At 69.8% G+C, this 21,361-nt stretch carries 26 protein-coding genes; 18 read left to right on the top strand and 8 right to left on the bottom strand.

Going from position 1 to position 21,361, the window contains the following annotated elements; all coding sequences use genetic code 11:
- Position 1 precedes the first annotated feature (1 nt).
- Positions 2 to 721 (bottom strand): DNA alkylation repair protein, encoded by a 720-nt coding sequence (locus tag O5M90_RS16715; protein WP_269839629.1) that lies wholly within the window; start codon positions 719 to 721, stop codon positions 2 to 4.
- Between the two features lie 51 nt (positions 722 to 772).
- Here O5M90_RS16715 and O5M90_RS16710 point away from each other — a divergent pair, with 51 nt between their 5' ends.
- The gene (locus O5M90_RS16710) at positions 773 to 1,327 is read left to right on the top strand and encodes a DUF1697 domain-containing protein (protein WP_269839628.1); all 555 of its coding nucleotides are present in this window, start codon (positions 773 to 775) and stop codon (positions 1,325 to 1,327) included.
- A gap of 13 nt (positions 1,328 to 1,340) precedes the next feature.
- On the opposite strand, the gene O5M90_RS16705 is transcribed toward O5M90_RS16710, so the two are convergent.
- A complete protein-coding gene (locus O5M90_RS16705; RefSeq protein ID WP_269839627.1) occupies positions 1,341 to 2,786 on the bottom strand; it encodes an HD domain-containing phosphohydrolase in 1,446 nt (481 codons plus the stop codon).
- A 66-nt stretch (positions 2,787 to 2,852) separates the two neighbouring features.
- On the bottom strand, positions 2,853 to 3,620 hold the full coding sequence (locus O5M90_RS16700) for an alpha/beta hydrolase (protein ID WP_269839626.1): 768 nt from the start codon (positions 3,618 to 3,620) through the stop codon (positions 2,853 to 2,855).
- 691 nt (positions 3,621 to 4,311) lie between these two features.
- Here O5M90_RS16700 and O5M90_RS16695 point away from each other — a divergent pair.
- Entirely contained in the window at positions 4,312 to 4,677 is a 366-nt protein-coding gene (locus O5M90_RS16695) for a GFA family protein (protein ID WP_269839625.1), read from the top strand.
- 135 nt (positions 4,678 to 4,812) lie between these two features.
- On the opposite strand, the gene O5M90_RS16690 is transcribed toward O5M90_RS16695, so the two are convergent.
- Complete coding sequence (locus O5M90_RS16690; protein ID WP_269839624.1) at positions 4,813 to 5,382, bottom strand: DUF2867 domain-containing protein; 570 nt, start codon at positions 5,380 to 5,382, stop codon at positions 4,813 to 4,815.
- A gap of 168 nt (positions 5,383 to 5,550) precedes the next feature.
- On the opposite strand from O5M90_RS16690, the gene O5M90_RS16685 reads away from it, so the two are divergent.
- The gene (locus tag O5M90_RS16685) at positions 5,551 to 7,104 is read left to right on the top strand and encodes a thioredoxin family protein (protein WP_269839623.1); all 1,554 of its coding nucleotides are present in this window, start codon (positions 5,551 to 5,553) and stop codon (positions 7,102 to 7,104) included.
- On the opposite strand, the gene O5M90_RS16680 is transcribed toward O5M90_RS16685, so the two are convergent.
- Both O5M90_RS16680 and gstA read right to left on the bottom strand, forming a co-directional pair.
- Positions 7,091 to 7,660 (bottom strand): NUDIX hydrolase, encoded by a 570-nt coding sequence (locus O5M90_RS16680; RefSeq protein ID WP_269839622.1) that lies wholly within the window; start codon positions 7,658 to 7,660, stop codon positions 7,091 to 7,093. The genes O5M90_RS16685 and O5M90_RS16680 overlap by 14 nt on opposite strands.
- Positions 7,657 to 8,265: a glutathione transferase GstA gene (gstA, locus tag O5M90_RS16675; protein ID WP_269839621.1), complete on the bottom strand. Its 609-nt coding sequence runs from the start codon at positions 8,263 to 8,265 to the stop codon at positions 7,657 to 7,659. Before gstA ends, O5M90_RS16680 begins: the two co-directional genes overlap by 4 nt.
- A gap of 73 nt (positions 8,266 to 8,338) precedes the next feature.
- Between gstA and O5M90_RS16670 the strand changes: the two genes are divergently transcribed.
- Genes O5M90_RS16670 through O5M90_RS16660 form a run of 3 tightly spaced genes read left to right on the top strand, consistent with a single transcriptional unit; the run spans position 8,339 to position 10,100 of the window.
- Complete coding sequence (locus O5M90_RS16670) at positions 8,339 to 8,764, top strand: DUF2784 domain-containing protein (protein ID WP_269839620.1); 426 nt, start codon at positions 8,339 to 8,341, stop codon at positions 8,762 to 8,764.
- Positions 8,761 to 9,240: an SRPBCC family protein gene (locus O5M90_RS16665; RefSeq protein ID WP_440402192.1), complete on the top strand. Its 480-nt coding sequence runs from the start codon at positions 8,761 to 8,763 to the stop codon at positions 9,238 to 9,240. The genes O5M90_RS16670 and O5M90_RS16665 overlap by 4 nt, the downstream gene beginning before the upstream one ends.
- Entirely contained in the window at positions 9,237 to 10,100 is an 864-nt protein-coding gene (locus O5M90_RS16660; RefSeq protein ID WP_269839618.1) for a tetratricopeptide repeat protein, read from the top strand. Before O5M90_RS16665 ends, O5M90_RS16660 begins: the two co-directional genes overlap by 4 nt.
- 14 nt (positions 10,101 to 10,114) lie before the next feature.
- On the opposite strand, the gene O5M90_RS16655 is transcribed toward O5M90_RS16660, so the two are convergent.
- Positions 10,115 to 10,447: a hypothetical protein gene (locus tag O5M90_RS16655; RefSeq protein ID WP_137945390.1), complete on the bottom strand. Its 333-nt coding sequence runs from the start codon at positions 10,445 to 10,447 to the stop codon at positions 10,115 to 10,117.
- Between the two features lie 145 nt (positions 10,448 to 10,592).
- Between O5M90_RS16655 and O5M90_RS16650 the strand changes: the two genes are divergently transcribed.
- From O5M90_RS16650 to O5M90_RS16610, 9 genes are all read left to right on the top strand, one after another.
- On the top strand, positions 10,593 to 11,927 hold the full coding sequence (locus tag O5M90_RS16650; protein ID WP_269839617.1) for a DUF1800 domain-containing protein: 1,335 nt from the start codon (positions 10,593 to 10,595) through the stop codon (positions 11,925 to 11,927).
- Positions 11,928 to 11,934: 7 nt separating this feature from the next.
- A complete protein-coding gene (locus O5M90_RS16645; protein WP_269839616.1) occupies positions 11,935 to 13,083 on the top strand; it encodes a DUF1501 domain-containing protein in 1,149 nt (382 codons plus the stop codon).
- An 18-nt stretch (positions 13,084 to 13,101) separates the two neighbouring features.
- A complete protein-coding gene (locus O5M90_RS16640; protein ID WP_269839615.1) occupies positions 13,102 to 13,536 on the top strand; it encodes a DUF3106 domain-containing protein in 435 nt (144 codons plus the stop codon).
- Complete coding sequence (locus O5M90_RS16635; protein WP_137945386.1) at positions 13,533 to 14,138, top strand: RNA polymerase sigma factor; 606 nt, start codon at positions 13,533 to 13,535, stop codon at positions 14,136 to 14,138. The genes O5M90_RS16640 and O5M90_RS16635 overlap by 4 nt, the downstream gene beginning before the upstream one ends.
- On the top strand, positions 14,138 to 14,464 hold the full coding sequence (locus tag O5M90_RS16630; protein WP_269839614.1) for a hypothetical protein: 327 nt from the start codon (positions 14,138 to 14,140) through the stop codon (positions 14,462 to 14,464). The genes O5M90_RS16635 and O5M90_RS16630 overlap by 1 nt, the downstream gene beginning before the upstream one ends.
- Positions 14,465 to 14,523: 59 nt before the next feature.
- A complete protein-coding gene (locus O5M90_RS16625; protein ID WP_269839613.1) occupies positions 14,524 to 14,994 on the top strand; it encodes a MaoC family dehydratase in 471 nt (156 codons plus the stop codon).
- A 108-nt stretch (positions 14,995 to 15,102) separates the two neighbouring features.
- Complete coding sequence (locus O5M90_RS16620; protein WP_269839612.1) at positions 15,103 to 16,566, top strand: alpha/beta hydrolase; 1,464 nt, start codon at positions 15,103 to 15,105, stop codon at positions 16,564 to 16,566.
- Positions 16,563 to 17,351, top strand: a complete 789-nt coding sequence (locus O5M90_RS16615; protein WP_137945417.1) for an ATP-binding cassette domain-containing protein — start codon at positions 16,563 to 16,565, stop codon at positions 17,349 to 17,351. Before O5M90_RS16620 ends, O5M90_RS16615 begins: the two co-directional genes overlap by 4 nt.
- A complete protein-coding gene (locus O5M90_RS16610; protein ID WP_269839609.1) occupies positions 17,348 to 18,526 on the top strand; it encodes an ABC transporter permease in 1,179 nt (392 codons plus the stop codon). Before O5M90_RS16615 ends, O5M90_RS16610 begins: the two co-directional genes overlap by 4 nt.
- A 17-nt stretch (positions 18,527 to 18,543) precedes the next feature.
- Here the strand turns inward: O5M90_RS16610 and O5M90_RS16605 are convergent, their stop codons facing one another.
- On the bottom strand, positions 18,544 to 18,816 hold the full coding sequence (locus O5M90_RS16605) for a hypothetical protein (RefSeq protein WP_137945381.1): 273 nt from the start codon (positions 18,814 to 18,816) through the stop codon (positions 18,544 to 18,546).
- A gap of 251 nt (positions 18,817 to 19,067) precedes the next feature.
- Here O5M90_RS16605 and O5M90_RS16600 point away from each other — a divergent pair, with 251 nt between their 5' ends.
- The 3 genes from O5M90_RS16600 (at position 19,068) to O5M90_RS16590 (ending at position 21,357) form a co-directional block, all read left to right on the top strand.
- A complete protein-coding gene (locus tag O5M90_RS16600; RefSeq protein WP_137945380.1) occupies positions 19,068 to 19,781 on the top strand; it encodes a helix-turn-helix transcriptional regulator in 714 nt (237 codons plus the stop codon).
- Between the two features lie 111 nt (positions 19,782 to 19,892).
- The gene (locus O5M90_RS16595; protein WP_262972203.1) at positions 19,893 to 20,060 is read left to right on the top strand and encodes a hypothetical protein; all 168 of its coding nucleotides are present in this window, start codon (positions 19,893 to 19,895) and stop codon (positions 20,058 to 20,060) included.
- Positions 20,061 to 20,118: 58 nt separating this feature from the next.
- Positions 20,119 to 21,357, top strand: a complete 1,239-nt coding sequence (locus O5M90_RS16590; RefSeq protein ID WP_440402188.1) for an HlyD family secretion protein — start codon at positions 20,119 to 20,121, stop codon at positions 21,355 to 21,357.
- The last annotated feature ends 4 nt before the right edge of the window (positions 21,358 to 21,361 follow it).

The raw sequence follows: 21,361 nt of genomic DNA, 5'->3' as shown, positions 1-21,361 counted from the left end.
GTTAAGCGCCCGCCCCGGGCCGGTGGACTCGCGGCCCCAGCTCGCGCAGCGCATCGGCGCCAATCCAGCGGGCGCTCTTCTCGGGCCGCTCACGCAGGCGCTCGGCGCAGGCAATCGCCGCCGGCAGCAGCGCATCCGACCGCTTGCCGATCTGGCGCAGCGCCCAGTTGACGGCCTTCTTGACGAAGTTGCGCTCATCGTCGGCCGCCGCCTCGATCAGCGGCAGCAGCGCGATGAAGTCGGCATCGGGCCGCTTCTTGTCATGCACCGCCATCACGGCCAGCAGCGCATAGCCGGCGCGCCGCACGAACTCCTCGCGGCTGGCGGCCCAGACGGGAATGCGCGCCCAGGCCAGCGGCGATTTGCGCAAGGCATTGTTGCAAGCCTGGTCGCAGACATCCCAGGCCGCCATGCCCTGGGTCCAACGGTCCATCTGCGCAAGCGTCAGCTTTGCCGGCTCGGCGATCAGACCGGCGACGATCTGCGCGTCGGGGATGGCCGTGTCCCACAGCGCCAACGCCAGTTCGTGGTCGCGGCCCAGCTGCCGGGCCACGTCACGCATCTGCGGCACCGACAAGCCCAGCCGCCCCTCGCCCCCGATCGCAAAGCGCGCCAGCGCCTGCAGCGCCTCGGGTCGGGCCTCGGCCCGGATCAGCTGCAAGGCCTCGGCCAGCCTCTCGGACATACCTTCGGCAAGACCTGGCACCGTGGAGATGTTCATGGCCGTTAGCATAAGCGCAGCACAGGACAGCAGGCTGAAGCGCCGCCACCGATGAAATACGTCGTCTTCTTTCGCAATCTCAATCTGGGCCGCCGCAACTGCCCGGACAAGGCCTTGCTGGAACAGGCTTTCGAGGCGGCCGGCGCGCTGCGGCCGGCCTCCTTCCAGGTCAACGGCACCCTGGTGTTCGAGACCCGCGGCGATGCGGCGGCGCGGCGCGTGCTGGCGGCGGCCTCGGCCCGGCTGCAGGCGGCCTGCGGACTGCGCGAGCCGGGCTTTTTGCGTCGGCTCGCGGCGGTGGCCGAGCTGGTCGACAGCCAGCCCTTCGCGAGCCAGCGGCTCGACGATGTCTACGACTGCTGCATCAGCTTTCTGTCCGCCGAGGCCGGCGAGCTGCCGGCACTGCCGCTGTGCTCGGCGCGCGGCGACGCCGAGGTGTTCGCCTATCACGCCGCCAGCCACACGGCGCTGGGCCTGAGCCGCCAGCTCGGAGCCAGCCCCGGCAGCAGCAATGCGCTGCTGGAGAAGACCCTGGGCACGCCGACGACGATGCGCAACTGGGGCACGCTGAGCCGGCTGGTGGCCAAGCACTTCAGCCAACGCTGAGCCTGGCCCCCGGCTACAGCAGCCCCATCGTCAGCGCCTTCAGCGTGGCGGCGGCACGCGTCGTGCAGTCGAGTTTGCGGAAGATGTTCTCCAGGTGCGCGCGCACCGTGCTCGGGCTGATGCCCAGCGCACGCGCCGCCTCCTTATTGCTCTCGCCATGGCTGATGCGGCGCAGCACCTCGATCTCGCGGGCGCTCAGCGGCCCGGCCGGGTCGACGGGCGCCGGCGATGGCGCCGGCGCGCCGGTCAGCGCGGCCACCACACGCGCATCGAAACGGCCCCGCTGCGCCTCATCGCGCAGGCGCAGGCTGGCCTCGGCCACGTCCAGGCCCGGCTGGCCGGGCCGATTGGTCTGCCACAGCAGCCATTGCGCGGCCGCGGCCAGCACGCGGCCCTCGATGCCGATCGCGTCGCCCGACGCGCCACGGAAGAAGCCCGAGCCGTCCAGGCGCTCGTCGGCCTGGGAGGCAATGTCGGCCTCCTCGCTCAGGCTGCCGATTCGGCGCGCGGCACGCGCCGTCCAGTAGGGCACCAGGCGCAGCCGCTCCAGCGCTGCCTCGCTGCGCGGGCCGGGCCGGTTCCAGATCTCGTTGGGCACCGCGGCGCGGCCCATGCCGTGGATCAGCGCGGCGCGGTAAATGCGCTGCGCCTGCGCCTCGCTCAAGTCAAGCCGCAGCGCGGCGGCGCGCGCCGCCTCGGCAACGCGGCGCGAGTAGCCGGTCAGCCAGGGCAGCTTCAGGTCGATCACATCGGCGATCAGCTCCAGCGGCGCGGTCGGCAGCGGCAGCTGCGCCGGCGCATCGATGCAGGCCGGCTCGCTCTCCAGCGTGTGCAGCCAGTCGGCCGCATGCCGGCGCAGCACCGGCAGCCACGCGGCGGGGTAGTGGCGGCCGGCGCGCGCGGCTAGGCCGGCCAGCGCGTGTTCCAGGTCATGGACGCGGCTCTGGATCTCCAGGTCGCTGGCGACCTGGGCCAGCAGCACCTCGACCGGCACCTCGGCGCCGGCGAGCGCGTTCGGCTGACCGCTGCCGTCCAGCTTCTCGAAGATGCGGCGCAGCGCGCGCTCGATCTGCGGCGGCAGGCCCAAGGTGCGCGCGACATCGCCCGACACCTCGCAATGGATCTGCGCCGCCGGGATCAGCCGGCCGGACAGATGGGCCGGCAGGCCGACCGCCAGCATCGCCTGCCGCCCGCCGACATCGTCGCCGATCACCTCGGCGACCTCGGAGGCGTTGGCGGTGCAGCCGGACCAGCGCAGCAGCGCGACGTAGGCCGCGTTGGCCTGCAGCGAGGCATCCAGGCCCAGCGCCGCCGCCAGTTGCACGGCCAGCCAGGCGCTGCGGGCGGATTGGTCGATCGGCTGGCCCATGCTCAGGTCGCCGACAAAGGCAAGCGCTCTGACGGCATCGAAGACCTGGACCTGGGCGTTCGCGAGGACGGGGGCGCTGACGACAGACATGGTGTGCGTTGAACGGAAGCGGGTGCGCCGCATCGCACGGCGCGCCCGCCCATCATGCCCTGTTGCTTACTTGACGCTCTGCACCGCGTCCAGTATCACCGCGGCCACTTTGGCCGGCTGCGACTGCTGCGGCACATGGCTGGCCTTGACGGTGCTCAGCTTGGCCTTGATGGCCTGGGCCGTGGCGCGCTGCAGCTCCGGCGCGATCATGCGGTCGGCCTCGGCCAGCAGATACCACGAGGGCTTGTGCTTCCAGGCGGCCACCGAGACCTTGTCGCCGAAGGCGGTACCCAGGATCGGGCCCTGCGTGGCCGCCATCACGGCGGTGGTCGCGGCCGGCAGGTCCTGCGCGAAGTGCTGGCTCATGCCTTCGGGCGTCAGGTACAGCCAGCCTGCGGGATCGGGCGCGAAATGAGCCAGGCCCGAGGGGGTCGGGTAGTTCTTGCCGAGCTCGCCGACGGCCTGGCCGACATCGGGCGCGAAGGCCGCGATATAGACCAGCGCGGCCACCTTCGAGTTGACGCCGGCCTCGGTGATGACCGCGCCGCCCCAGGAGTGACCGACCAGCACCACCTTGCCGGGCTGCGCGTCGATCGCGCGCTTAGCAGCGGCCGCATCGTCGGCCAGCGAGCTGAGCGGGTTCTGCACGGCGGTCACGCGCACGCCTTGGGCCTGCAGCAGCGGGATCACCTTGGCCCAGTCGGACCCGTCGGCAAAGGCGCCGTGCACGATGACGACGCTGGGTTTCGCGACATCAATCGGCGTGGCGGCAGCGGCGGAGCCGGCCATGATGGACGCGGCGAGGCCGAGGGTGGCGAGCTTGAGGATTTTCATGATGGAGGACAAGACAGGTGGTTGGAGGAAGCCTCACTGTCTCTCTGCGGGGCTCGCCGCGCCATTGGACGAATGTCCAGTCGGCAGCGCGATGCCGGCTGAGCCCGGCAGTGGTTGCCACTGGCGTGCTGGCTGCTCGCGGCCAAAGCCAGTCGTTCAAATCAGTCCGCAACGGCAAGACTGGCTGAAGACCACATCGGCCGTCCGGCAAGAGCATCGACGGAAATCTCGGAAGCGAGTAGGCTGTGGCTTCCATGGCAACCAGATAAGGAGGTGATATGCAAACAACTTCTAGGTCCGGGGCAGCCTCCAGCCCTTGAAAGAGGGCCGGAACGGATTCCTACTTCATGTAGCCCGGCGCCTGTAGCCGGACCCGCGGGCGCTTCCCTGTGAAGGGCAGCGCCCGCGTCATTTGCGGGAGCACCGACTCGACATGAGAGGCGGCAGCCAGCGAGCACCCAATGATCCCAATCGGGCGAATGACCAGCGGCAGCTTCCCTCGTGCCTCGACCTGCTGACGCTGTCGGCGACCAAGAGTCGCTCAGTACCGGCTCCGTTCCGGCATCTCATCTTGGTTATGCTCGCGGTGCCGTAGCCAGCAGGCAGGCACCAGAAAACTGGTCACATCGCGGAATATGGAGCTACGCAGACGGTCAGGCTATCGAAGCTGAAGATCAACCGGGAATTTCTGATGACGCATCAAGGCGCATGCCACTGCGGCGCGGTCCGCCTCACACTCCCCTCGACGCCCGAGGTCGCCACGGATTGCAACTGCTCGCTGTGCCGCAGGATTGGCGGGCCCTGGGTGTACTTCGAGTTCGGAACTGTGATGATCGAAGGTCATCCCGACTCGACCGAAGCCTACGTCCAGGGCGACAAGACCCTGCGCACGATCCGATGCAGGCATTGCGGCTGCGTCACGCACTGGGAGCCGATCGTGATGGAGGCTGTCGCGAGGCATGGCGTCCATCTTGGAAACTTCGACCCAAAGTTGATCGCATCCGTGCAGGTTCGCAAATTCGACGGTGCGGACACTTGGAAGTTCTTGGACGAATGAACAAGCATTTGGCCCCGTGGCGCAGAGTTGGACGATAGTTTGCAAGCCTCGCGTACGCCGTATTGAAGGACAGCAACGGGTCGCATCCGGCCGGCCAGTCAAACCATCTGCCCTCATTGAGCAGCGTAGACCTGCCTACCGCTGAGCACGATCCTCGGCCCCGCCTGGGTATCTCCGAACCGCCTCGGCCAGCAACGACCTCACCACCAGCACATGCCCCGGCAGTATCAAGGCGAGGTAGGCCCGACCCAGCACGTTGTGGCAATGCACCACCGTGGTCGCGACAACCTCGCGGCGGGGTGATGATGAAGACGATGAAGAAAAGCCCTCGACCGGCCTGAGCAGGATCGACAACTTGAAATCGAGATGGCGGTCCATCTCCCCGAACACGGCCTCCTGCGGCCTGGCCGACAGCAGGCGAAAGATGTCGACATGCGCGACACCGCTGCGCGCCAGATGCTCGCGCATCGCCGCCGTGGTCTTCAGGCCGAAGGGCTTCACCAGCGCGTCGCGGATCGCCAGCAGCGCGCGCATCCAGCGCGGCGGGTGGGCCAGCACGGAGCGCGCGAGCGTCAGCGCATCGGCATCACTAGGCACCCCATCGGGCAACGCGATGGCAAAGGCATCGGCAAGATGCGCGGCCCCGTAGTCCGCAGCGAGCACGCTGTCGGCCGGCGGCGAGACACGGCGAGGGGCGTTGGGCATGGGAGTTGAGGGGCAGGTCTTGCGCGGTGGGCCATCCTAGCGGGCGCTTGTGCGCAGCGCGCATAAGCTCCTGCATTCCCCTCATGGGCAGGGCCTGGCTGTTGGGCAGACAATATCCCTCCTAATCAACAAGCCCGGCCCGCCTCACAAGGGCGGCGCGCTCGCCCCATGACACCACGCCTGACCGCCCTCGCCCTGGCACTCGCCCTGAGCAGCCCCACCGTCCTGCAGGCCGCCGCGCCCGCCGGCGTCAGCTGGCAGGCGGCCGCCGCCGATGCCGATATCGAGCGCGCCTTCGCGCAGGCCAAGGCCGAGAAGAAGCCGGTGCTGCTGTACTGGGGCGCCAAATGGTGCCCGCCCTGCAACCAGCTGAAGGCCACGCTGTTCAACCGCCAGGACTTCATCGAGCAGTCGCGCGCCTTCGTCGCCGTCAATATCGATGGCGACCTGCCCGGCGCGCAGAAGCTCGGCAGCCGCTTCAAGGTGCGTGGCTATCCGACCATGATTCTGTTCAGCCCCGAGGGCAGCGAGATCACCCGCCTGCCCGGCGAGGCCGATGCGCCCCAGGTCATGAAGGTGCTGCAGCTGGGCCTGGCCGGTGGCCGTCCGGTCAAGGCGGTGCTGGCCGATGCAAAAGCCGGCAAGAAGCTGGCCGCCAACGAGTGGCGGCTGTTGGGCTTCTATTCCTGGGAAACCGACGAGCAGCAGCTGGTGCCGGCCGCTGAGCGGCCCGGGCTGCTGACCCAGCTGGCCGTGGCCAGCCAGGGCGTCGATGCCGAGACCACCACCCGGCTGTGGCTGAAAGCGCTGGCCGCCAGCAACGACGGCCAGGGCGTCAAGGCCGATGCCGCGCTGCGCGAGCGGGTGCGCGCGGTGCTGGCCGACGCCAGGCAGAGCCGCAGCCAGGCCGATGTGCTGACCAACGAGGCCGCCGACATCGTCCGAGCCCTGCACAACGAGCCCGGCGCCGAGCGCCAGGCCCTGGTGGCCGAGTTCGAGACCGCGCTCAAGCGCCTGGAGGCCGATGTCACGCTGTCGCGCGCCGACCGCCTGGGTGCGCTGCTGGCCCGGGTCGGCCTGGCCCGCATCGACCAGCCCAAGACCGAGCTGCACCCCAAGATCGCGCCGGCCCTGCAGCAGGAGGTCAAGACTCATGCGGCCCGCGCCGACCGCGAGATCAGCGACGGCTACGAGCGCCAGGCCGTGATCACCTCGGCCGCCTATCTGCTGGGCCAGGCGGGGCTCTGGAAGGACAGCGACGAGCTGCTGAAGGCCAGCCTGGCCAAGAGCCATTCGCCCTACTACCTGATGAGCCAGCTGGGCGGCAATGCCAAGAAGCAGGGCCGCAACGACGAGGCGCTGCGCTGGTACGAGGAGGCCTTCAACAAGAGCGAAGGCCCGGCCACCCGGCTGCAATGGGGCTCCAGCTACTTCAGCGCGCTGGTCGAGCTGGCGCCGCTGGACGCGGCCAAGATCGAGAAGACCGCTGCCCAGCTCTTCGCCGAGGCCGCCAAGGACAAGGGCGCCTTCTACGAACGCAGCGCCCGCTCGCTGCAGCGCGTCGGCACCCAGCTGGCCAGCTGGGGCGCCGAGGGCCAGCACCAGGCGGTGCTGAACCGGCTCAAGACCCAGCTGAACGGCATCTGCGCCAAGGTCGACAGCGCCGACCAGCAGCGCGCCACCTGCGAAGGCCTGATCAAGGCGCCGGTCAAGAAAACCTGAGCGCCTGCAGCTTGGCGGCCAGGCCCCGGTAGCGGGCCTCGTCGCTGGCCGCCAGGTACTCGTCCAGCGGCCGCCACGCCGCGCCATGCACCTCGGCCAATTGCGGGGCCAGGTCTTGCGTCAGCGGCGCGATCACCAGATAGGCGTAGTCGTGATGCCAGTGATCGCCCTCGCCCTTCTTTGGATTGGCGGCGATCTGATGGCTGTCGATGTCCAGCGGCAAGGCCTGACCCCAGGCCGGGTGAGCGGCGAGAGCCGTCACCCCGGTTTCCTCGGCCACCTCGCGCAGCGCCGACCCCCACAGGTCCTGTCCCGGCTCGTAATGCCCGCCCGGCTGCAGCCAGCGGCCGATCACGCGGTGGTGTATCAGCAGGATGTGGCGCAGCGACGCGTCCAGCACCAGGGCGCTGGTCGTCACATGGCCGCGCATATTGGCGCGGCTCAGCGGGTCGCCGGCGTCCTCGTCGAGCTGCGCGCGCAGCGCGGCCAGGCGCGCCGCCTCGGCCGGAAAGCGCTGCAGATAGAGCGCCAGCTGCTGGCGCGCCTGCGCTCTCACTTGATCAGGCCTTCGGCCTTCATCGCTTCCTGCACGGCCGGGCGGGCCGCGACGCGCTCGCGCCAGGCCAGCAGATGGGTGTAGGTGCTGAGGTCGACATGGACCATCTTGGCCCAGTTGCTGACGGTGAACAGATAGGCGTCGGCCACCGTGAACTGATCGCCCATCAGGAATGGCTTGCCGGCCAGCTGGGCGTCAATCCAGCCCAGGCGCTCGGCCAGCTTGGCGCGTGACAGCGCCTTGGCTTCCTCGGGCATGGCCGGGTTGAACAGCGGCGAGAAGCCCTTGTGCAGCTCGCTGGTGATGAAGTTCAGCAGCTCCTGCAGGCGGTAGCGCGCCCAGCTGCCATTGGCCGGCGCCAGCTGCTTGTCAGGCACCTGGTCGGCGATGTACTGCACGATGGCCGGGCCTTCGCTGAGGCGCTCGCCGTTGTCCAGCTCCAGCAGCGGCACATAGCCCTTGGCATTGATGGTGTAGAAATCGGTGCCGTCCTGCAGCTTGTGGGTCTTGGTGCTGGCCAGCACCAGCTCGAAGGGCAGACCCGCCTCGCGCAGCACGATATGCGGGGACAGGGAGCAGGCGCCGGTGCTGTAGTAGAGCTTCATGGGAGTGCCTCCGTCGGGTGTGAGTTTGTTTGGGGCCGCAACGATACGATGCTTTCGATTTCCCTGCCCGGCCATGCCCACCGCCCTCGCCGCCCCACTTGCCGACCTGGTGCTGATCCTGCACCTGGCGGTGGTGCTGTTCGTCATCATCGGTCTGGTGGCCATCGTCGCCGGAAATATGGGCAGGCGGCGCTGGCCTGGTGTCAACCGCCTAGGCTTCCGCCTCGCCCACCTGGCGGCGATCGGCATCGTCGCGGCCCAGGCCTGGCTGGGCCAGACCTGCCCGCTGACCCTGCTGGAGAACTGGCTGCGCCACCAGGCCGGCCAGCCCGCTTACGGCAGGCAGGGTTTCATCGCCGACTGGTTGCACCGCCTGCTGTTCTACAGTGCGCCGGACTGGGTGTTTGCCCTGCTCTACAGCGGCTTCGGCTTGCTGGTGCTGGCCGCCTGGTGCTATTTTCCGCCCCGCCCCCGCAACTCAGGAGACCGGACGCCATGAGCGACAGCCCCTCTTCCAGTTCTGCCTCTGCCGGCAAGACCCAGCTGCACTTTTCCATCACCATCCAGGCGCCGCGCGACAAGGTCTGGCACACGCTGCTGGAGCAGGACACCTACCGCCAGTGGACCGCCGCCTTCGCGCCCAACTCCTGCTACGAGGGCTCCTGGGATGAGGGGGCCGAGATCCGCTTCCTGGCGCCCGGCGCCGGCGGCATGCTGGCGCGCATCGCCGAGCGCCGCGAACCCGAGTTCATCTCGATCCAGCACCTGGGCATGATCGACGCGAACGGCGTGGTGGACTGTGACAGCCCCATGGTGCGCGCCTGGACCCCGGCCTTCGAAAACTACACGCTGATCGCGCTGGACGCCGGCCGTACCGAGCTGCGCATCGATCAAGACATCGCCACCGACTACGAGGCGATGATGCAGGAGATGTGGCCCAAGGCCCTGGCGGCGCTGAAGGCGCTGTGCGAATGAGCCGGCTGCCGCTGCTCGCGCTTCTCCTGATCGGCACGCCCGCAATGGCCCTCGACCTCAACGCGCTCTGGAACTTCTCCGACCCCGCGCTCAGCGAGCAGCGTTTCCGCGCGGCGCTGGTCCAGGCCAGTGGCGACGAGGCGCTGATCCTGCAGACCCAGATCGCCCGCACCCATGGCCTGCGGCGCGATTTCGAGACGGCGCGCACCGTGCTGGCCGCCATCGAGCCGCAGCTGGCGAGCGCCGGCCCCGAGCCGCGCGTGCGCCATGCGCTGGAGCTGGGCCGCAGCTACAGCTCGGCCACCCATGCGCCGGCCACCCAGACCGCAGAGACGCGCGCCCTCGCCCGCGCCGCCTATCAGCGCGCGCTGGAGCAGGCGCGCGCCGCGCGGCTGGACGGCCTGGCGGTGGACGTGCTGCACATGCTGGCCTTCGTCGACACCGCGCCGGCCGATCAGTTGCGCTGGGGCCGCGAGGCGCTGGCCCTGGCCCAGGCCTCCGAGCAGCCGGACGCGCGGCGCTGGCGCGCCACGCTGCACAACAATATCGGCATCGCGCTGCGCGAGCTGGGCCGGCCCGAGGAGGCGCTGGCCGAGTTTCGCACCGCGCTGGCGCTACGCCAGGAGGCCGGCGAGGCGGCGCGGGCCCTCATAGCGCAGTGGATGGTCGCCAACCAGCTGCGTCTGCTGGGCCGCGCCGACGAGGCCCTGGCCCTGCAGCTGGCGCTGGCGCAGGACAACGCCGCAGCCGGCGCGCCCGACCCCTATGTGTTCGAGGAGCTGGAGGCGCTGTACCGGGCGCGCGGCGATGCGGCCCAGGCCGATCACTACGCGCGGCTGCGCGCCGCCGGCAAGCCCTGACCCTGGTGGGCCCTTCAGGGGCGCGTCTGGCCGTCGTGCCGCGCACGCTTGATGCTGCGGCTGTTGCGGTCCTGACGCTGCTCCAGCCGCAGCGCCTCCTTGCCGGTGACGCGGCCATCGGCCTCGACCCGCTGCTCCAGCCGGGCGGTCCTGGCCTGCTGGTGCTCCAGGCGCAGCTGCTCGCGACGGGTCAGCTGGCCGGACTCGATGCCGGCCGCGATGCGGCCGGTCTGGCGTTCCTGGCGCTGATCGACGCGTTGCTCTTGATGATCGGCCCAGCCGGCCTGGGCGCTGCCGACAGCCAGGCTCAAAGCGGCGATGGAGATGAAGCTGCGAACCACAGTCATGGTGCTTCCTTTCGGGGTTGAGAACAAAAAGTTGGTCTACGGCGCTTGAACCCGCGCCAGCCGGCGGGCTTACGACTTGACGGCAAATCCCTGCACACCGCTCGGATTTGCCGTAAGAGACTGCGGCCGGCCGGGTTCAACAGCGATGCAAGCCCCTGCCCTCGCCGCCCATCGCTTCGGTTATGCCGAGACCAGCCTGCGCGCCATGCAGGCCGACCCGCGTGCCTGGGTCCAGGCCCAGTTCGCTGTCGATCGGCAAGACCCGACCCCTTTCGACGCCAGCGGCCTGCCCGGCAGCGCGAGCGCGCTGGCGCTCAGCGCCGAGCTGCTGCAGGCGCTGCGCCAGCCGGGCGAGACCGAGGCGGTCCGCGAGGCCAGGCAGCGCCTGCGCGCGCTGAACGCCGCCGGCCTGCAGCGCCGCTGGCAGCACATCATCACAACCGAGTCGCCGGTGGCCGAGCGCTGGGTGCAGTTCTGGGCCAATCACTGCTGCGTCGCGGCCACCAAGCTGGCGGTGGCCGGCCTGGTGTGGCCGCATGAGAACGAAGCGATACGCCCGCAGGCGCTGGGCCGCTTCGAGGACCTGCTGCGCGCCTCGACCCTGCATCCGGCGATGCTGCTGTATCTGGACAATGCGCAGTCGATAGGCCCGAAGTCGCGCGCCGGCCGGCGCCGCGAGCGTGGCCTGAACGAGAACCTGGCGCGCGAGCTGCTGGAGCTGCACACGCTGGGAGTGGGTGGCGGCTACACCCAGACCGACGTTACCGAGACCGCCCGCCTGCTGACCGGCTGGACCGTGCGCCTGCGTGGCGACGGCCGCGCCGGCTTCGAGCCGGCCCTGCATGAACCGGGGCCGAAGACGGTTCTGGGCAGGCGCTATCCGGAAGGCCCGCAGGCCCTGGACCTGCTGCTGGCCGATCTGGCCCGCCACCCGGCCACGGCCCGCCATCTGGCGCTGAAGCTGGCCCGGCATTTCGTCACCGACGACCCGCCGGCCGCCCTGGTCGACGCGGTGGCCGCCCGCTTCCTGGCCAGCGACGGCGATCTGCGCGCCACCGCGCAGGCCCTGTTCTCCCATGAGCAGAGCTGGCGCGCCGAGCATCGCCCCAAGTTCAAGCGGCCCGAGGAGCTGCTGCTCTCGGCCCACCGCATGCTGAAGCTGCCGATAGGCCCGCAACAGCTGGCTGCCGCCAGCCAGGCCTTGCTGGCGATGGGCCAGGCACCGGGTCGTGCGCCCTCGCCGCAGGGCTGGCCCGACCGCAGCGAGGACTGGCTCTCGCCGGACGCGCTGCTCAAGCGGGTGCAATGGGCCGAGCGCTTCGCCCAGGACCATGCCGATGCGGCCGATGCCCGGCTGCTGGCCCCGCTGAGCCTCGGCCCAGATCTGGGCGCGGCCACGCGGCAGCAGATCGATCGCGCAGCCAGCCCGGCCCAGGCGCTGGCGCTGTGGCTGGCCAGTCCCGACTTCCAACGGAGGTGAGCAGATGATGACGCGCATCGACACACAACGCCGGCTTCTGCTTCAAGGCCTGGGGCTGGCCACCCTGCTGCCGACCCGCCTGGCCCTGGCCGCCAGCAACAGTACGTCACCCGAGGCGCCGCGCCTCGTCGTCGTGATGCTGCGTGGCGCGCTGGACGGGCTGGCGGCGGTGCCGGCCCCCGGCGACCCGGCCTGGGCCGCGCTGCGCGGTGCCGACGGCCCGGCCCCGCTGCCGCTGGACGGCTTTTTCGGTCTGCATCCGGCGCTGACCGGGCTGCAGCGCTGGTGGGGCGAAGGCCAGCTGCTGCTGCTGCATGCGGCGGCCAGCCCTTACCGCGAGCGCTCGCATTTCGATGCCCAGCAGCTGCTGGAAAGCGGCGGCGAGCGGCCCTTCGAGCTCGGCACCGGCTGGCTGGGCCGGGCGCTGCAGGCCAGCGGCCAGGGCAGCGCGGTGGCGCTGAGCAGCAGCCTGCCGCTGGCGCTGCGCGGTGCCCAGCGAGCCGGCACCTGGACCCCGGCGCGGCGCGGCGGCGCCGACGAGGACCTGCTGGCCCGCGTCGGCCAGCTCTACCAGGACGACGCCGCGCTGTCCGCCGCCTGGCAGCGGGCGATGGCCCAGCAGGGCATGCTGGGCGGGGAGTCGGCCGGCACGGGCAATGGTTTTGCCGCGCTGGCCCGCCAGGCCGGCACTTTTCTGGCGGCCGAACAGGGTCCGCGTGTCGCCTGGCTGGAAGCCAATGGCTGGGACACCCACACCAACCAGGCCGGCCGTTTGCAGCGCCTGCTGGCAGGCCTGGATGAGGGCCTGCTGGCGCTGCGCGAGGCGCTGGGCGCGCAGTGGCCGCACAGCACGGTGCTGGTGATGACCGAGTTCGGCCGCTCGGCGGTGCTGAACGGCAGCGGCGGCACCGACCATGGCACGGCCGGCATGGCCTTGCTGGCCGGTGGCGCGGTGGCCGGCGGTAAGGTGCTGACCGACTGGCCCGGCCTGGCCCGGACCCAGCTGCTCGATGGCCGCGATCTGCGCCCGACCCTGGACCTGCGCCAGCTGATCGCGGCCCTGTTGCAGCGCCAGTTCGGCCTCAGCCAGGCCCAGCTGGCGGGCGGCGTGCTGCCCGGTGTGAGCGCCCGTGAGCTGGCGCTGTGGCGCGCCTGAGCGATGATGGTGAACAGGATGAAAGCAACGCTGATTTCTCTTCTGCTGGTGGGGCTGGTCTGCGCGGCGGCCCACGCGGCACCACCGGACGTGCCCGACCCACAGGACTGGGCGCGGCTGACGCCCGAGCAGCAGCAGCAACGCCGCAGCGAGCTCAAGCAGCGGCTGCAGCAGGCCACGCCGGCCGAGCGCCGCGAGTTCCGCGAGCAACTGCGCCAGCGGCTCGAGACATTGAGCCCGGCCGAGCGCCGCGCGCTGGTCGCTCAGACCCGCGAGCGCTGGGATCAGCTGCCGCCCGAGCAGCGCCAGCGCATGGCCGAGCAGCGCCGCCAGGAGATCCAGGCCATGTCGCCTGAGCAGCGCCGCGAGCTGCTGCGGCAGCGCCGGGCCATGCTGGACAAACTCAGCCCCGAGGAGCGGCGGGCACTGCGCGAGAAGCTGCCCGAGCGATGAGCGACAGCGCCGCTGCCACCGCGCCCGGCCTGCTGGCCCGCTGGTTCGGCCGCGCGCCGCGCCAAGCCGGCGAGGACTGGGCGCTGTGGCGCCGCGCCTGCGAGGGCGAGGCGCTCGCGGCCACCGAGCTGGTGCGCCGGCTGACACCCCAGGCCCATGGTCTGGCCCTGCAGCTACTGCGTCGCAGCGAGGACGCCGAGGATGCGGTGCAGGAGTCCTTTCTGCGCCTGTGGGGCAGCCGGCCCAGCGATGCGCGCGGCGCCAGCCTGGCCACCTTCTTCAACACCATCGTGATCAACCGCTGCAAGACCTGGCTGGGCCGGCGCCAGGAGCTGGCCACCGAACAGGCGCTGCTGACCGAGCTGGCCGATGCCCAGCAACAGCCCATAGCGCCCGCCCCGGCCCGCAGCGCCAGCGAGTTGGCTGCGGCGATGCAGCGCCTGCCGGCGCGCCAGCGCATGGCGCTGGCGATGTGGGCCTATGCCGATGCCTCGGTGGCCGAGATCGCCGCCACGCTGGACCTCGAACCCAATGCCGCCCACCAGCTGCTGCACCGCGCCAAGCTGGCGCTGCGCCAGCAGCTGCGGGAAGGAGAGTCATGATGAAGCCCGATGAAGCCGGCGCTGACGAAGCGCTGCGCCAGACCCTGCGCACCGGCCTCCACGCGGCCGACGATTCCCGTGAGGCGCTGCAGGCCCGCGTGCTGGCCCAGTGGCGCCAGCGCCATGCACCGCTGTCCGCCGAGGCCAGGCTGGCAAGCGCCGGCGGGCAGGACTGGCCCGCCTCGCGCCCGCGGCGCTGGCTGGGCGCCGCCGCGCTGGCCGCGACCCTGCTGCTGGCGCTGGCCTGGTGCAGCCGGCCCGACCCGGCGCTGGACGAGCTGATGCAGCTCGATGTGCTGTCGCAGATCGCGATCGGCGAGCTGTAGCAGAGCCGGCTGTCGCCGAGGCGATGCCCGGCCGGCCCGGCCCTGCCTATAGTCGGCGCATGGACGCCACGACAAAAACCCATGCTTTCGAAGACTTCCAGGTCGGCCAGGTGCGCGAGTTTGGCGGCCGGGTCGTCGACAAGGCCGAAGGCCTGAGCTTCGCCGCCTACGACCCGCAGCCCCTGCACCTGGACGAGGAGGCCGCCAACGCCTCGGTGCTGGGCGGGCTGTCGGTCAGCGGCTGGCACACCTGCGCGATGGTGATGCGCATGATGTGCGATGCCTACCTGCTGGACTCGACCAGCCAGGGCTCGCCGGGCCTTGACAATCTGCGCTGGCTCAAGCCGGTGCGCCCCGGTGACACCTTGCGGGTACGCATGACGGTGCAGGAGACGAAAGCCAGCAAGAGCCGCCCGCAGCTCGGCCTGGTGCGCTCGGCCTGGGAGGTCTTCAACCAGCGCGACGAGGCGGTGATGACGATGGAGGGCTGGGGCATGTTCGGCCGACGCGAGGCCACAACCACCAGCTAACGAAAACTTGCCGTTCGCCGCCCCCGGCCGCCGTTCGGGACATCGCCGCGCGGCACTTGTCGCAAGCCTGCTCATAATCCGCTCGCATCAAGCAAGGAGCATGGGCAGATGGCGATGTGCAGAAGAATCCTGGCGCTGGCCCTGCTGGCCGCGGCGCTGGGCCAGCCGGCCAGGGCTGCGACAACACCTGGCCCCACCGAGCCCTGCCGCATCGAGGGCGTGGCCACCGAGCTGCGCTGTGGCCGGCTGCAGCGGCCGCTCGACCCCGGCCAGCCGCAGGGCCGGCAGATCAGCGTCCACTATCTGGTGGTGCCGGCGATGGCGCGCAACAAGCAGCCCGACCCGGTGCTGCTGCTGGCCGGCGGGCCCGGGCAGAGCGCGATCGAGATCGCCGGCCGGGTCCTGCCTCGGCTTGCGCGGCTGAACAACCGGCGCGACCTGGTCTTCATTGACCAGCGCGGCACCGGCCGCTCGACGCCGCTGCAATGCGCCGATGACAGCCGCCTGGCGATGGCCGAGGCGCTGGACCCGCAGGCCCAGCAGCGCCGCCTGGCGCAATGCCTGATCGAGCTGCAGAAGCTGCCCCATGGCGATCTGCGCTTCTACACCACCACGATCGCGATGCAGGACTTCGACGCAGTGCGCGAGCAGCTCGGCGCCGCGCAATGGAATCTGGTCGGCGCCTCCTACGGCACACGCGCCGCGCTGGAATATCAACGCCTGTTTCCGCAGCGGGTGCGCCGCACGGTGCTGGACGGCATGGCGCCGCCCGATATGGCCTTGCCGGCCAGTTTCTCGACCGACGGGCAGGCGGCGCTGGACGCGGTCTTCAAGGCCTGCGAGGACGAAGCCGCCTGCAAGACCGCCTTTCCCCGGCTGCGCCAGGACTGGGCGACCCTGCTGCAAGGCCTGCCTCGGCAGGTGGTGCTGGCGCATCCGCTCAGCGGCGCGCCCGAGCGGCTGACGATCACGCGCGAGCTGCTGATGCGGGCGGTGCGCGCGCCCATGTATGTGCCGGCCTACGCAGCCGGGCTGCCGGCCGCGATCAATGCGGCGGCCGGTGGCCGCTTCGAGGCGATCTCGGGGCTGAGCGGCGCGCTGGGCAGCGGCCGCAGCGGCAAGCTGGCGATGGGCATGCACTTGTCGGTGATCTGCAGCGAGGACCTGCCGCGCCTGGAGCGCACGGCCGATGCGCCGGGCGCCGACTTCGGCCGCATCGATGCCGAGTTCTACCGACAGGCCTGCGCGCAGTGGCCGCGCGGCACGGTGGCCGAGGCCTTCTACCGGGTGGGCGCCGCGCCCGCGCCGGTGCTGCTGCTCAGTGGCGGGGCCGACCCGGTGACACCGCCACGCCATGGCGAGCGCATCGCCGGCGCGCTAGGCCCCAAGGCCCGGCATCTGCAGGTGCCGGCGGCCGGGCACGGCGTGCTGTCCATCGCCTGCATGGGCGAGCTGCTGCACCGCTTCATCAACAGCAAGACCGAGACCGAGGCGCTGGCCGTCGAGGCCGCTTGCGCCGCCAAGATGCCGCGCCCGACGGCGGTATTCCCCATCCAGACCGCGACGCGATGATCAGCATCAGCCAGCTCAGCAAGCAGTTCACGTCCCGGCCCGGCGGCTCGGTATTCAAGCGCGCCCCGAAGCAGATCGTGCGGGCGGTGCAGCATCTCGATCTGGAGGCACCGAACGGCCGCATCACCGGACTGCTGGGACCGAACGGCGCCGGCAAGACCACCAGCCTGCGCATGCTGGCCGGCCTGTTCGCGCCGGACAGCGGCGCGATCAGCGTCGACGGCATCGATGTGCGGCAGGCACCGCAGCAGGCGCTGGCGCGCATGGGGGTGCTGGGCGATGCCCATGGCCTCTATCCGCGCCTGTCGGCGCGCGAGAACATCGTCTATTTCGGGCGGCTGCAGGGCATGGAGGCGGAGGCGGCCCATGCGCGCGCCGAGGCGCTGGCCGAGCTGCTGGACATGCGCGCCATCCTGGACCGGCGCAGCGAGGGCTTCAGCCAGGGCGAACGGATGAAGACCGCGCTGGCCCGCGCCCTGGTGCATGACCCCGCCAATATCGTGCTGGACGAGCCGACCAACGGGCTCGATGTGCTGGCCACCCGCGCGCTGCGCGAGGCGCTGCGCCATCTGCGCTCGCCGGCCGGGGGCAGCAAATGCATCGTCTTCTCCAGCCACATCATGCAGGAGGTCGAGCTGCTGTGTGACCATGTCGTCGTGATGGCTCAGGGGCGGTCTGTGGCCGAGGGCTCGGTGGCGGCGCTGCTGGAGCGCACCGGACAGCAGCGCTTCGAGGACGCCTTCGTAGCGCTGGCGTTTGCCGACACACTGGAGGCACGGCCATGAGCAAGAGTTTCACGCGCGCGCTGCGGGTGGTGTTTGCCAAGGAGGTGGTCGACGCGCTGCGCGACCGCCGCACCCTGCTGAGGCTGCTGATTCCGGCGGTGCTGATGGGGCCGCTGCTGCTGCTGGCCCTGTCCGGCCTGATCGCCTCGCTGGAGGAGCGGGCCGAAAAGCGCGAGATCCTGGTCGTCGGCATCGAACACGCGCCGACCCTGCGCAACTTCCTGGAGCGCCAGACCTACACGATCAAGACCGCGCCGCCCGACTACGAGGCCGGGCTGCGCGCCACCACCCTGCTCGATCCGGTGCTGGTGATAAGCCCGGACTTCGAGGCCGCGCTGGCGCGCGGCGAGCAGCCGGCTGTGGAGCTGGTCAGCGACAGTGCCAATCAGCGCGCCAGCGCCAGCGTCGGCACGCTGGGCCGGCTGCTGCAGGGCTTCAACCGCGAGCGCGCCGGCGTGCTGCTGGCGCTGCGCGGCGTCTCGGCCAGCCTGCTGCAGCCGGTGCTGGTGGAGGAGCGCGATCTGGCCAGCACGCAGGCGCGCGCGGCGCGGCTGACGGCCATCGTGCCGATGTTCATCATCATGGCCGTGCTCTACGGTGCGCTGACCGCCGCGCTGGACAGCACCTCGGGCGAGCGCGAGCGCGGCTCGCTGGAGCCGCTCCTGATGAACCCGGCTCCGCATATGGCCCTGGTGCTGGGCAAGTGGGGCGCGGTGGCCCTGCTGGGCATGGTAGTGGCCGTGCTGGCCAATCTGAGCTTCATCCCGGCCCAGCGCCTGATCCAGAGCGACAGCCTGCAGGCGATGTTCCAGTTCGGCGGCTACGAGGTGGCGGTGTTCGTGCTGCTGCAGCTGCCGCTGGCGGCCGGGCTGGGCGCGCTGCTGATGGCCATCGCGATCCGCACCAAGACCTTCAAGGAAGCCCAGGCCAGCACCACCATCGTCATCACCCTGGTGGCCTTGACGCCGATGGTGAGCCTCTTGAACCCGGGCGGCGAGGCGGCCTGGTACTACTGGGTGCCGGGCCTGGCGCAGAACAGCCTGATGATGCTGGTGCTCAAGGGCGAGGCGCTGCCCTGGCCCAAGCTGCTGCCTTCGATGGCGGTGGGCGTGGCGCTGACCTGGGTCTGCCTGGCCTTCGTGGCCCGCTCGATGCGCAGCGCGGTAGCCCGGTGAGGAAGTGCTGGATCGTTTCAGTGCAGACCGAGCACGCGCTGCACCTCGTTCTGCCAGGGCAGCGCATGGACGATCTCGTTGAGCTGCAGCACCGATTGCATGGGCGCCAGCACCTCGCCGGCCGGGCTCAGGAACTGCAGATTGGTCACCAGCGACATCGGATCGACCATCGCGACCACGCCCTCGGGCAGACGGATCCAGTCCCAGGCGACCCCGGCGGCGCCGCTGTCGGATTCACCGGTCCACAGGGTTTGCCCCAGGGCCGGATGCTCGGCGTCTCCCGACACCAACACCCGGGTGCTTAAATGCGCGAAATGCAGACGCGGTGCGCGTTCCGCCTCACACAAAATCCGTGGCCATGCGTACACAATCCAAGCTGGAGTCATTGTCTATAGATTTTCGGGTGCGGTTGTGGAACCAAGCGTTCTGGGTCTTGCCAGTTTGCTGACGGGCAACGTAAATCGCTAGCTGTAAACCTTGTCAGGGATATGACGTCCGGCGTCGCAGCTGCGGCCCGGTCAAGCCATTGGAAACAAGTTAGATGCTGCAGGGCGGTTACCAGTCGGTGCTCGAAGCCAGAACCCGTGATGAATTTCGCGGGGAGATCAGCCGCTTCACGGAAGCCTTGGAATTCGAGACCTTCTCGGCGATCACCGTGGTCGACCATGCGATCAGCAAGTCGGAGTTCATCGTTATCGACAACTGCCCTCCGGGATTTAGGGAGGCGATGGACAGCCCCCAGCTCGGTCGGCAAGACCCGGTGATGCAGCACTGCAAGCGTCATAGCGTTCCAATCGTCTGGGATCAAAAAACCTATGCGAGAGAGGGTGCGGGCGACCTATGGGAAACCCAGGCGCGCTTTGGCTATCGAACCGGCATCTGCCTGGCCCTGCATCTGCCCGAGGGGCGGCATTTCGTGCTGGGGGTGGACCGCGACAAGGCCTTGCCCAAGGACGCCACCGAGTTGACCCGGCTGGTGGCCGATCTGCAGCTGTTTGCGGTCCATGCGCTGGATGCGGCGATGCGCGTGCTGCTGCCGCCGGAGCAGCAGCTGGACGCGCCCAAGCTGACGCCGCGCGAGCTCGAATGCCTGCGCTGGACCATGGAGGGCAAGACGGCCTGGGAGGTCGGCACGATATTGAGCATCACCGAGCGGACGGCGGTGCTGCATATCAATAACGCGATGCACAAGCTGGGTAGCCATAACAAGCATCAAGCCGTTCTCAAAGCGTTGCGCTTAGGCCTAATACGCTAGCACGCTGCCGTACATCCCCCACTGTAAGAGTTGACAGTTACTCATGAATGTTCTTGCTGCTCAAATTCGTTCTGTGCACTTCCTCGCACTTCAACGAATTTGGAGCCGGTCATGCAAAACCAAAAGCAAGTTTCCCCGTCGCAAACCCTGTCGAACGACAAGCTGGCAGCACCCCGCGAAATCGACGCCAGCCTGCTGCATCTGGTCAGCGGCGGTGCACCGAAGAGCACCTGGGGCGCACAGACCCTGTCCACCCAGGCCCCCAAGAGCACCTGGTAAATCACAAGTTCTCGCTGTCATCGGCTCGCGCGAGCGGGCATCTTTGTGCCGAGTCTGAATGCTGTTTCGTAAAGAGGCGCTGGCCGGCCAGCAGCAAGCCTGGCTTGGCAGCATTCAACTTCTCAGGCCCCTCTCGCTGAAGCTGCTCACGGCTGTTGCCGTGGGCAGTGTTTTTTTGGTCGTCACTTTTCTGTGCACGGCCGAGTACAGCCGCAAGGCCCGTGTCGCCGGCTATCTGGTGCCGGACCGCGGCGTGCTGCGCATCAGCTCGCCGCAGGCGGCCACGGTGCTGGCCCGCCAGGTCAGCGAGGGCCAGGCCGTCAAGGCCGGCGATGTGCTGTTCGTGCTGAGCCTGGACGCCGCCAGTGGTGCCGGCGAGGGTGTGGCACAAAGCCTGAGCGAGCGCCAACTTTCTCTGAATGAGGCAGCCGAGCAGCAGCGCCGCCTGGCCAGCCAGCAGGACGAGAGCCTGCGGGCCCGCATCGCCACCTTGCAGCGGGAGCTGGCCGCCGCCGCCGTCGAGGCGCAGGCCTATGCCGAACGGCTGCGCCTGCTGCGCGAGGATCTGGGCAAGCATGAGGCGCTGCGCCAGCAGGGCTTCTACTCCGACACCCTGCTGCAGAACAAGCGCCAGGAGCTGCTGCTGGCCCAGGCCCAGGCCCAGAACCTGGCACGCGAGCGCGAGGCCTCGCAGCGAGATCTGCTGGCCCTGCAGGCCGAGGCGCGCGAGCTGCCTTTGCGCAGCCAGGTGCAGCAGGGCCAGATCGCCCGCGACCTGGCCAGCCTGAAGGCTTTGGGCCTGGAGACCGAGGCGCGGCGCCGGCTGATACTGCGGGCGCCGGCCGATGGCGTCGTCAGCACGGTGCAGGCCGAGCCGGGTCAGCCGGTCAACCCCTCGATGGCACTGGCCCAGGTGCTGCCGGCGCAGACCCAGATGCTGGCCCATCTGTATGCGCCGTCCAGCGCGGTCGGCTTTGTGCGCCCCGAGCAGGCCGTGCGCCTGCGCTACCAGGCCTTCCCCTATCAGCGCTTCGGCCATCAGCACGGCCGGGTGCTGCAGGTCTCGCGCACCCCACTGGCGAGCCAGGATCTGGCGGCGCTGCCGCTGGGCGAGAACAACGGCAACGAGCCGCTGTACCGCATTACCGTTGCCCTGGAACATCAGTCGGTGGCCGCCTACGGGCAGGAACAGCCGCTGGCGGTCGGCATGCAGCTGGACGCCGATGTGCTGCTGGAGAAGCGCCGCCTGATCGAGTGGATTTTCGAACCTTTGCTGAGTCTGGCCCGACGTGTCTGAGTCC

Source organism: Paucibacter sp. M5-1 (assembly GCF_027498415.2).
GTDB lineage: Bacteria > Pseudomonadota > Gammaproteobacteria > Burkholderiales > Burkholderiaceae_C > Roseateles_E.
Note: the sequence above shows the minus strand (reverse complement) of the source record. Positions and strands in the feature narration are given on the sequence as shown.

Coding starts and splice junctions, on each gene's coding strand:
- O5M90_RS16715 (WP_269839629.1), bottom strand. CDS start 721: ATGAACATCTCCACGGTGCCAGGTCTTGCCGAAGGTATGTCCGAGAGG.
- O5M90_RS16710 (WP_269839628.1), top strand. CDS start 773: ATGAAATACGTCGTCTTCTTTCGCAATCTCAATCTGGGCCGCCGCAAC.
- O5M90_RS16705 (WP_269839627.1), bottom strand. CDS start 2,786: ATGTCTGTCGTCAGCGCCCCCGTCCTCGCGAACGCCCAGGTCCAGGTC.
- O5M90_RS16700 (WP_269839626.1), bottom strand. CDS start 3,620: ATGAAAATCCTCAAGCTCGCCACCCTCGGCCTCGCCGCGTCCATCATG.
- O5M90_RS16695 (WP_269839625.1), top strand. CDS start 4,312: ATGACGCATCAAGGCGCATGCCACTGCGGCGCGGTCCGCCTCACACTC.
- O5M90_RS16690 (WP_269839624.1), bottom strand. CDS start 5,382: ATGCCCAACGCCCCTCGCCGTGTCTCGCCGCCGGCCGACAGCGTGCTC.
- O5M90_RS16685 (WP_269839623.1), top strand. CDS start 5,551: ATGACACCACGCCTGACCGCCCTCGCCCTGGCACTCGCCCTGAGCAGC.
- gstA (WP_269839621.1), bottom strand. CDS start 8,265: ATGAAGCTCTACTACAGCACCGGCGCCTGCTCCCTGTCCCCGCATATC.
- O5M90_RS16670 (WP_269839620.1), top strand. CDS start 8,339: ATGCCCACCGCCCTCGCCGCCCCACTTGCCGACCTGGTGCTGATCCTG.
- O5M90_RS16665 (WP_440402192.1), top strand. CDS start 8,761: ATGAGCGACAGCCCCTCTTCCAGTTCTGCCTCTGCCGGCAAGACCCAG.
- O5M90_RS16660 (WP_269839618.1), top strand. CDS start 9,237: ATGAGCCGGCTGCCGCTGCTCGCGCTTCTCCTGATCGGCACGCCCGCA.
- O5M90_RS16655 (WP_137945390.1), bottom strand. CDS start 10,447: ATGACTGTGGTTCGCAGCTTCATCTCCATCGCCGCTTTGAGCCTGGCT.
- O5M90_RS16650 (WP_269839617.1), top strand. CDS start 10,593: ATGCAAGCCCCTGCCCTCGCCGCCCATCGCTTCGGTTATGCCGAGACC.
- O5M90_RS16645 (WP_269839616.1), top strand. CDS start 11,935: ATGACGCGCATCGACACACAACGCCGGCTTCTGCTTCAAGGCCTGGGG.
- O5M90_RS16640 (WP_269839615.1), top strand. CDS start 13,102: ATGAAAGCAACGCTGATTTCTCTTCTGCTGGTGGGGCTGGTCTGCGCG.
- O5M90_RS16635 (WP_137945386.1), top strand. CDS start 13,533: ATGAGCGACAGCGCCGCTGCCACCGCGCCCGGCCTGCTGGCCCGCTGG.
- O5M90_RS16630 (WP_269839614.1), top strand. CDS start 14,138: ATGAAGCCCGATGAAGCCGGCGCTGACGAAGCGCTGCGCCAGACCCTG.
- O5M90_RS16625 (WP_269839613.1), top strand. CDS start 14,524: ATGGACGCCACGACAAAAACCCATGCTTTCGAAGACTTCCAGGTCGGC.
- O5M90_RS16620 (WP_269839612.1), top strand. CDS start 15,103: ATGGCGATGTGCAGAAGAATCCTGGCGCTGGCCCTGCTGGCCGCGGCG.
- O5M90_RS16615 (WP_137945417.1), top strand. CDS start 16,563: ATGATCAGCATCAGCCAGCTCAGCAAGCAGTTCACGTCCCGGCCCGGC.
- O5M90_RS16610 (WP_269839609.1), top strand. CDS start 17,348: ATGAGCAAGAGTTTCACGCGCGCGCTGCGGGTGGTGTTTGCCAAGGAG.
- O5M90_RS16600 (WP_137945380.1), top strand. CDS start 19,068: ATGCTGCAGGGCGGTTACCAGTCGGTGCTCGAAGCCAGAACCCGTGAT.
- O5M90_RS16595 (WP_262972203.1), top strand. CDS start 19,893: ATGCAAAACCAAAAGCAAGTTTCCCCGTCGCAAACCCTGTCGAACGAC.
- O5M90_RS16590 (WP_440402188.1), top strand. CDS start 20,119: ATGCTGTTTCGTAAAGAGGCGCTGGCCGGCCAGCAGCAAGCCTGGCTT.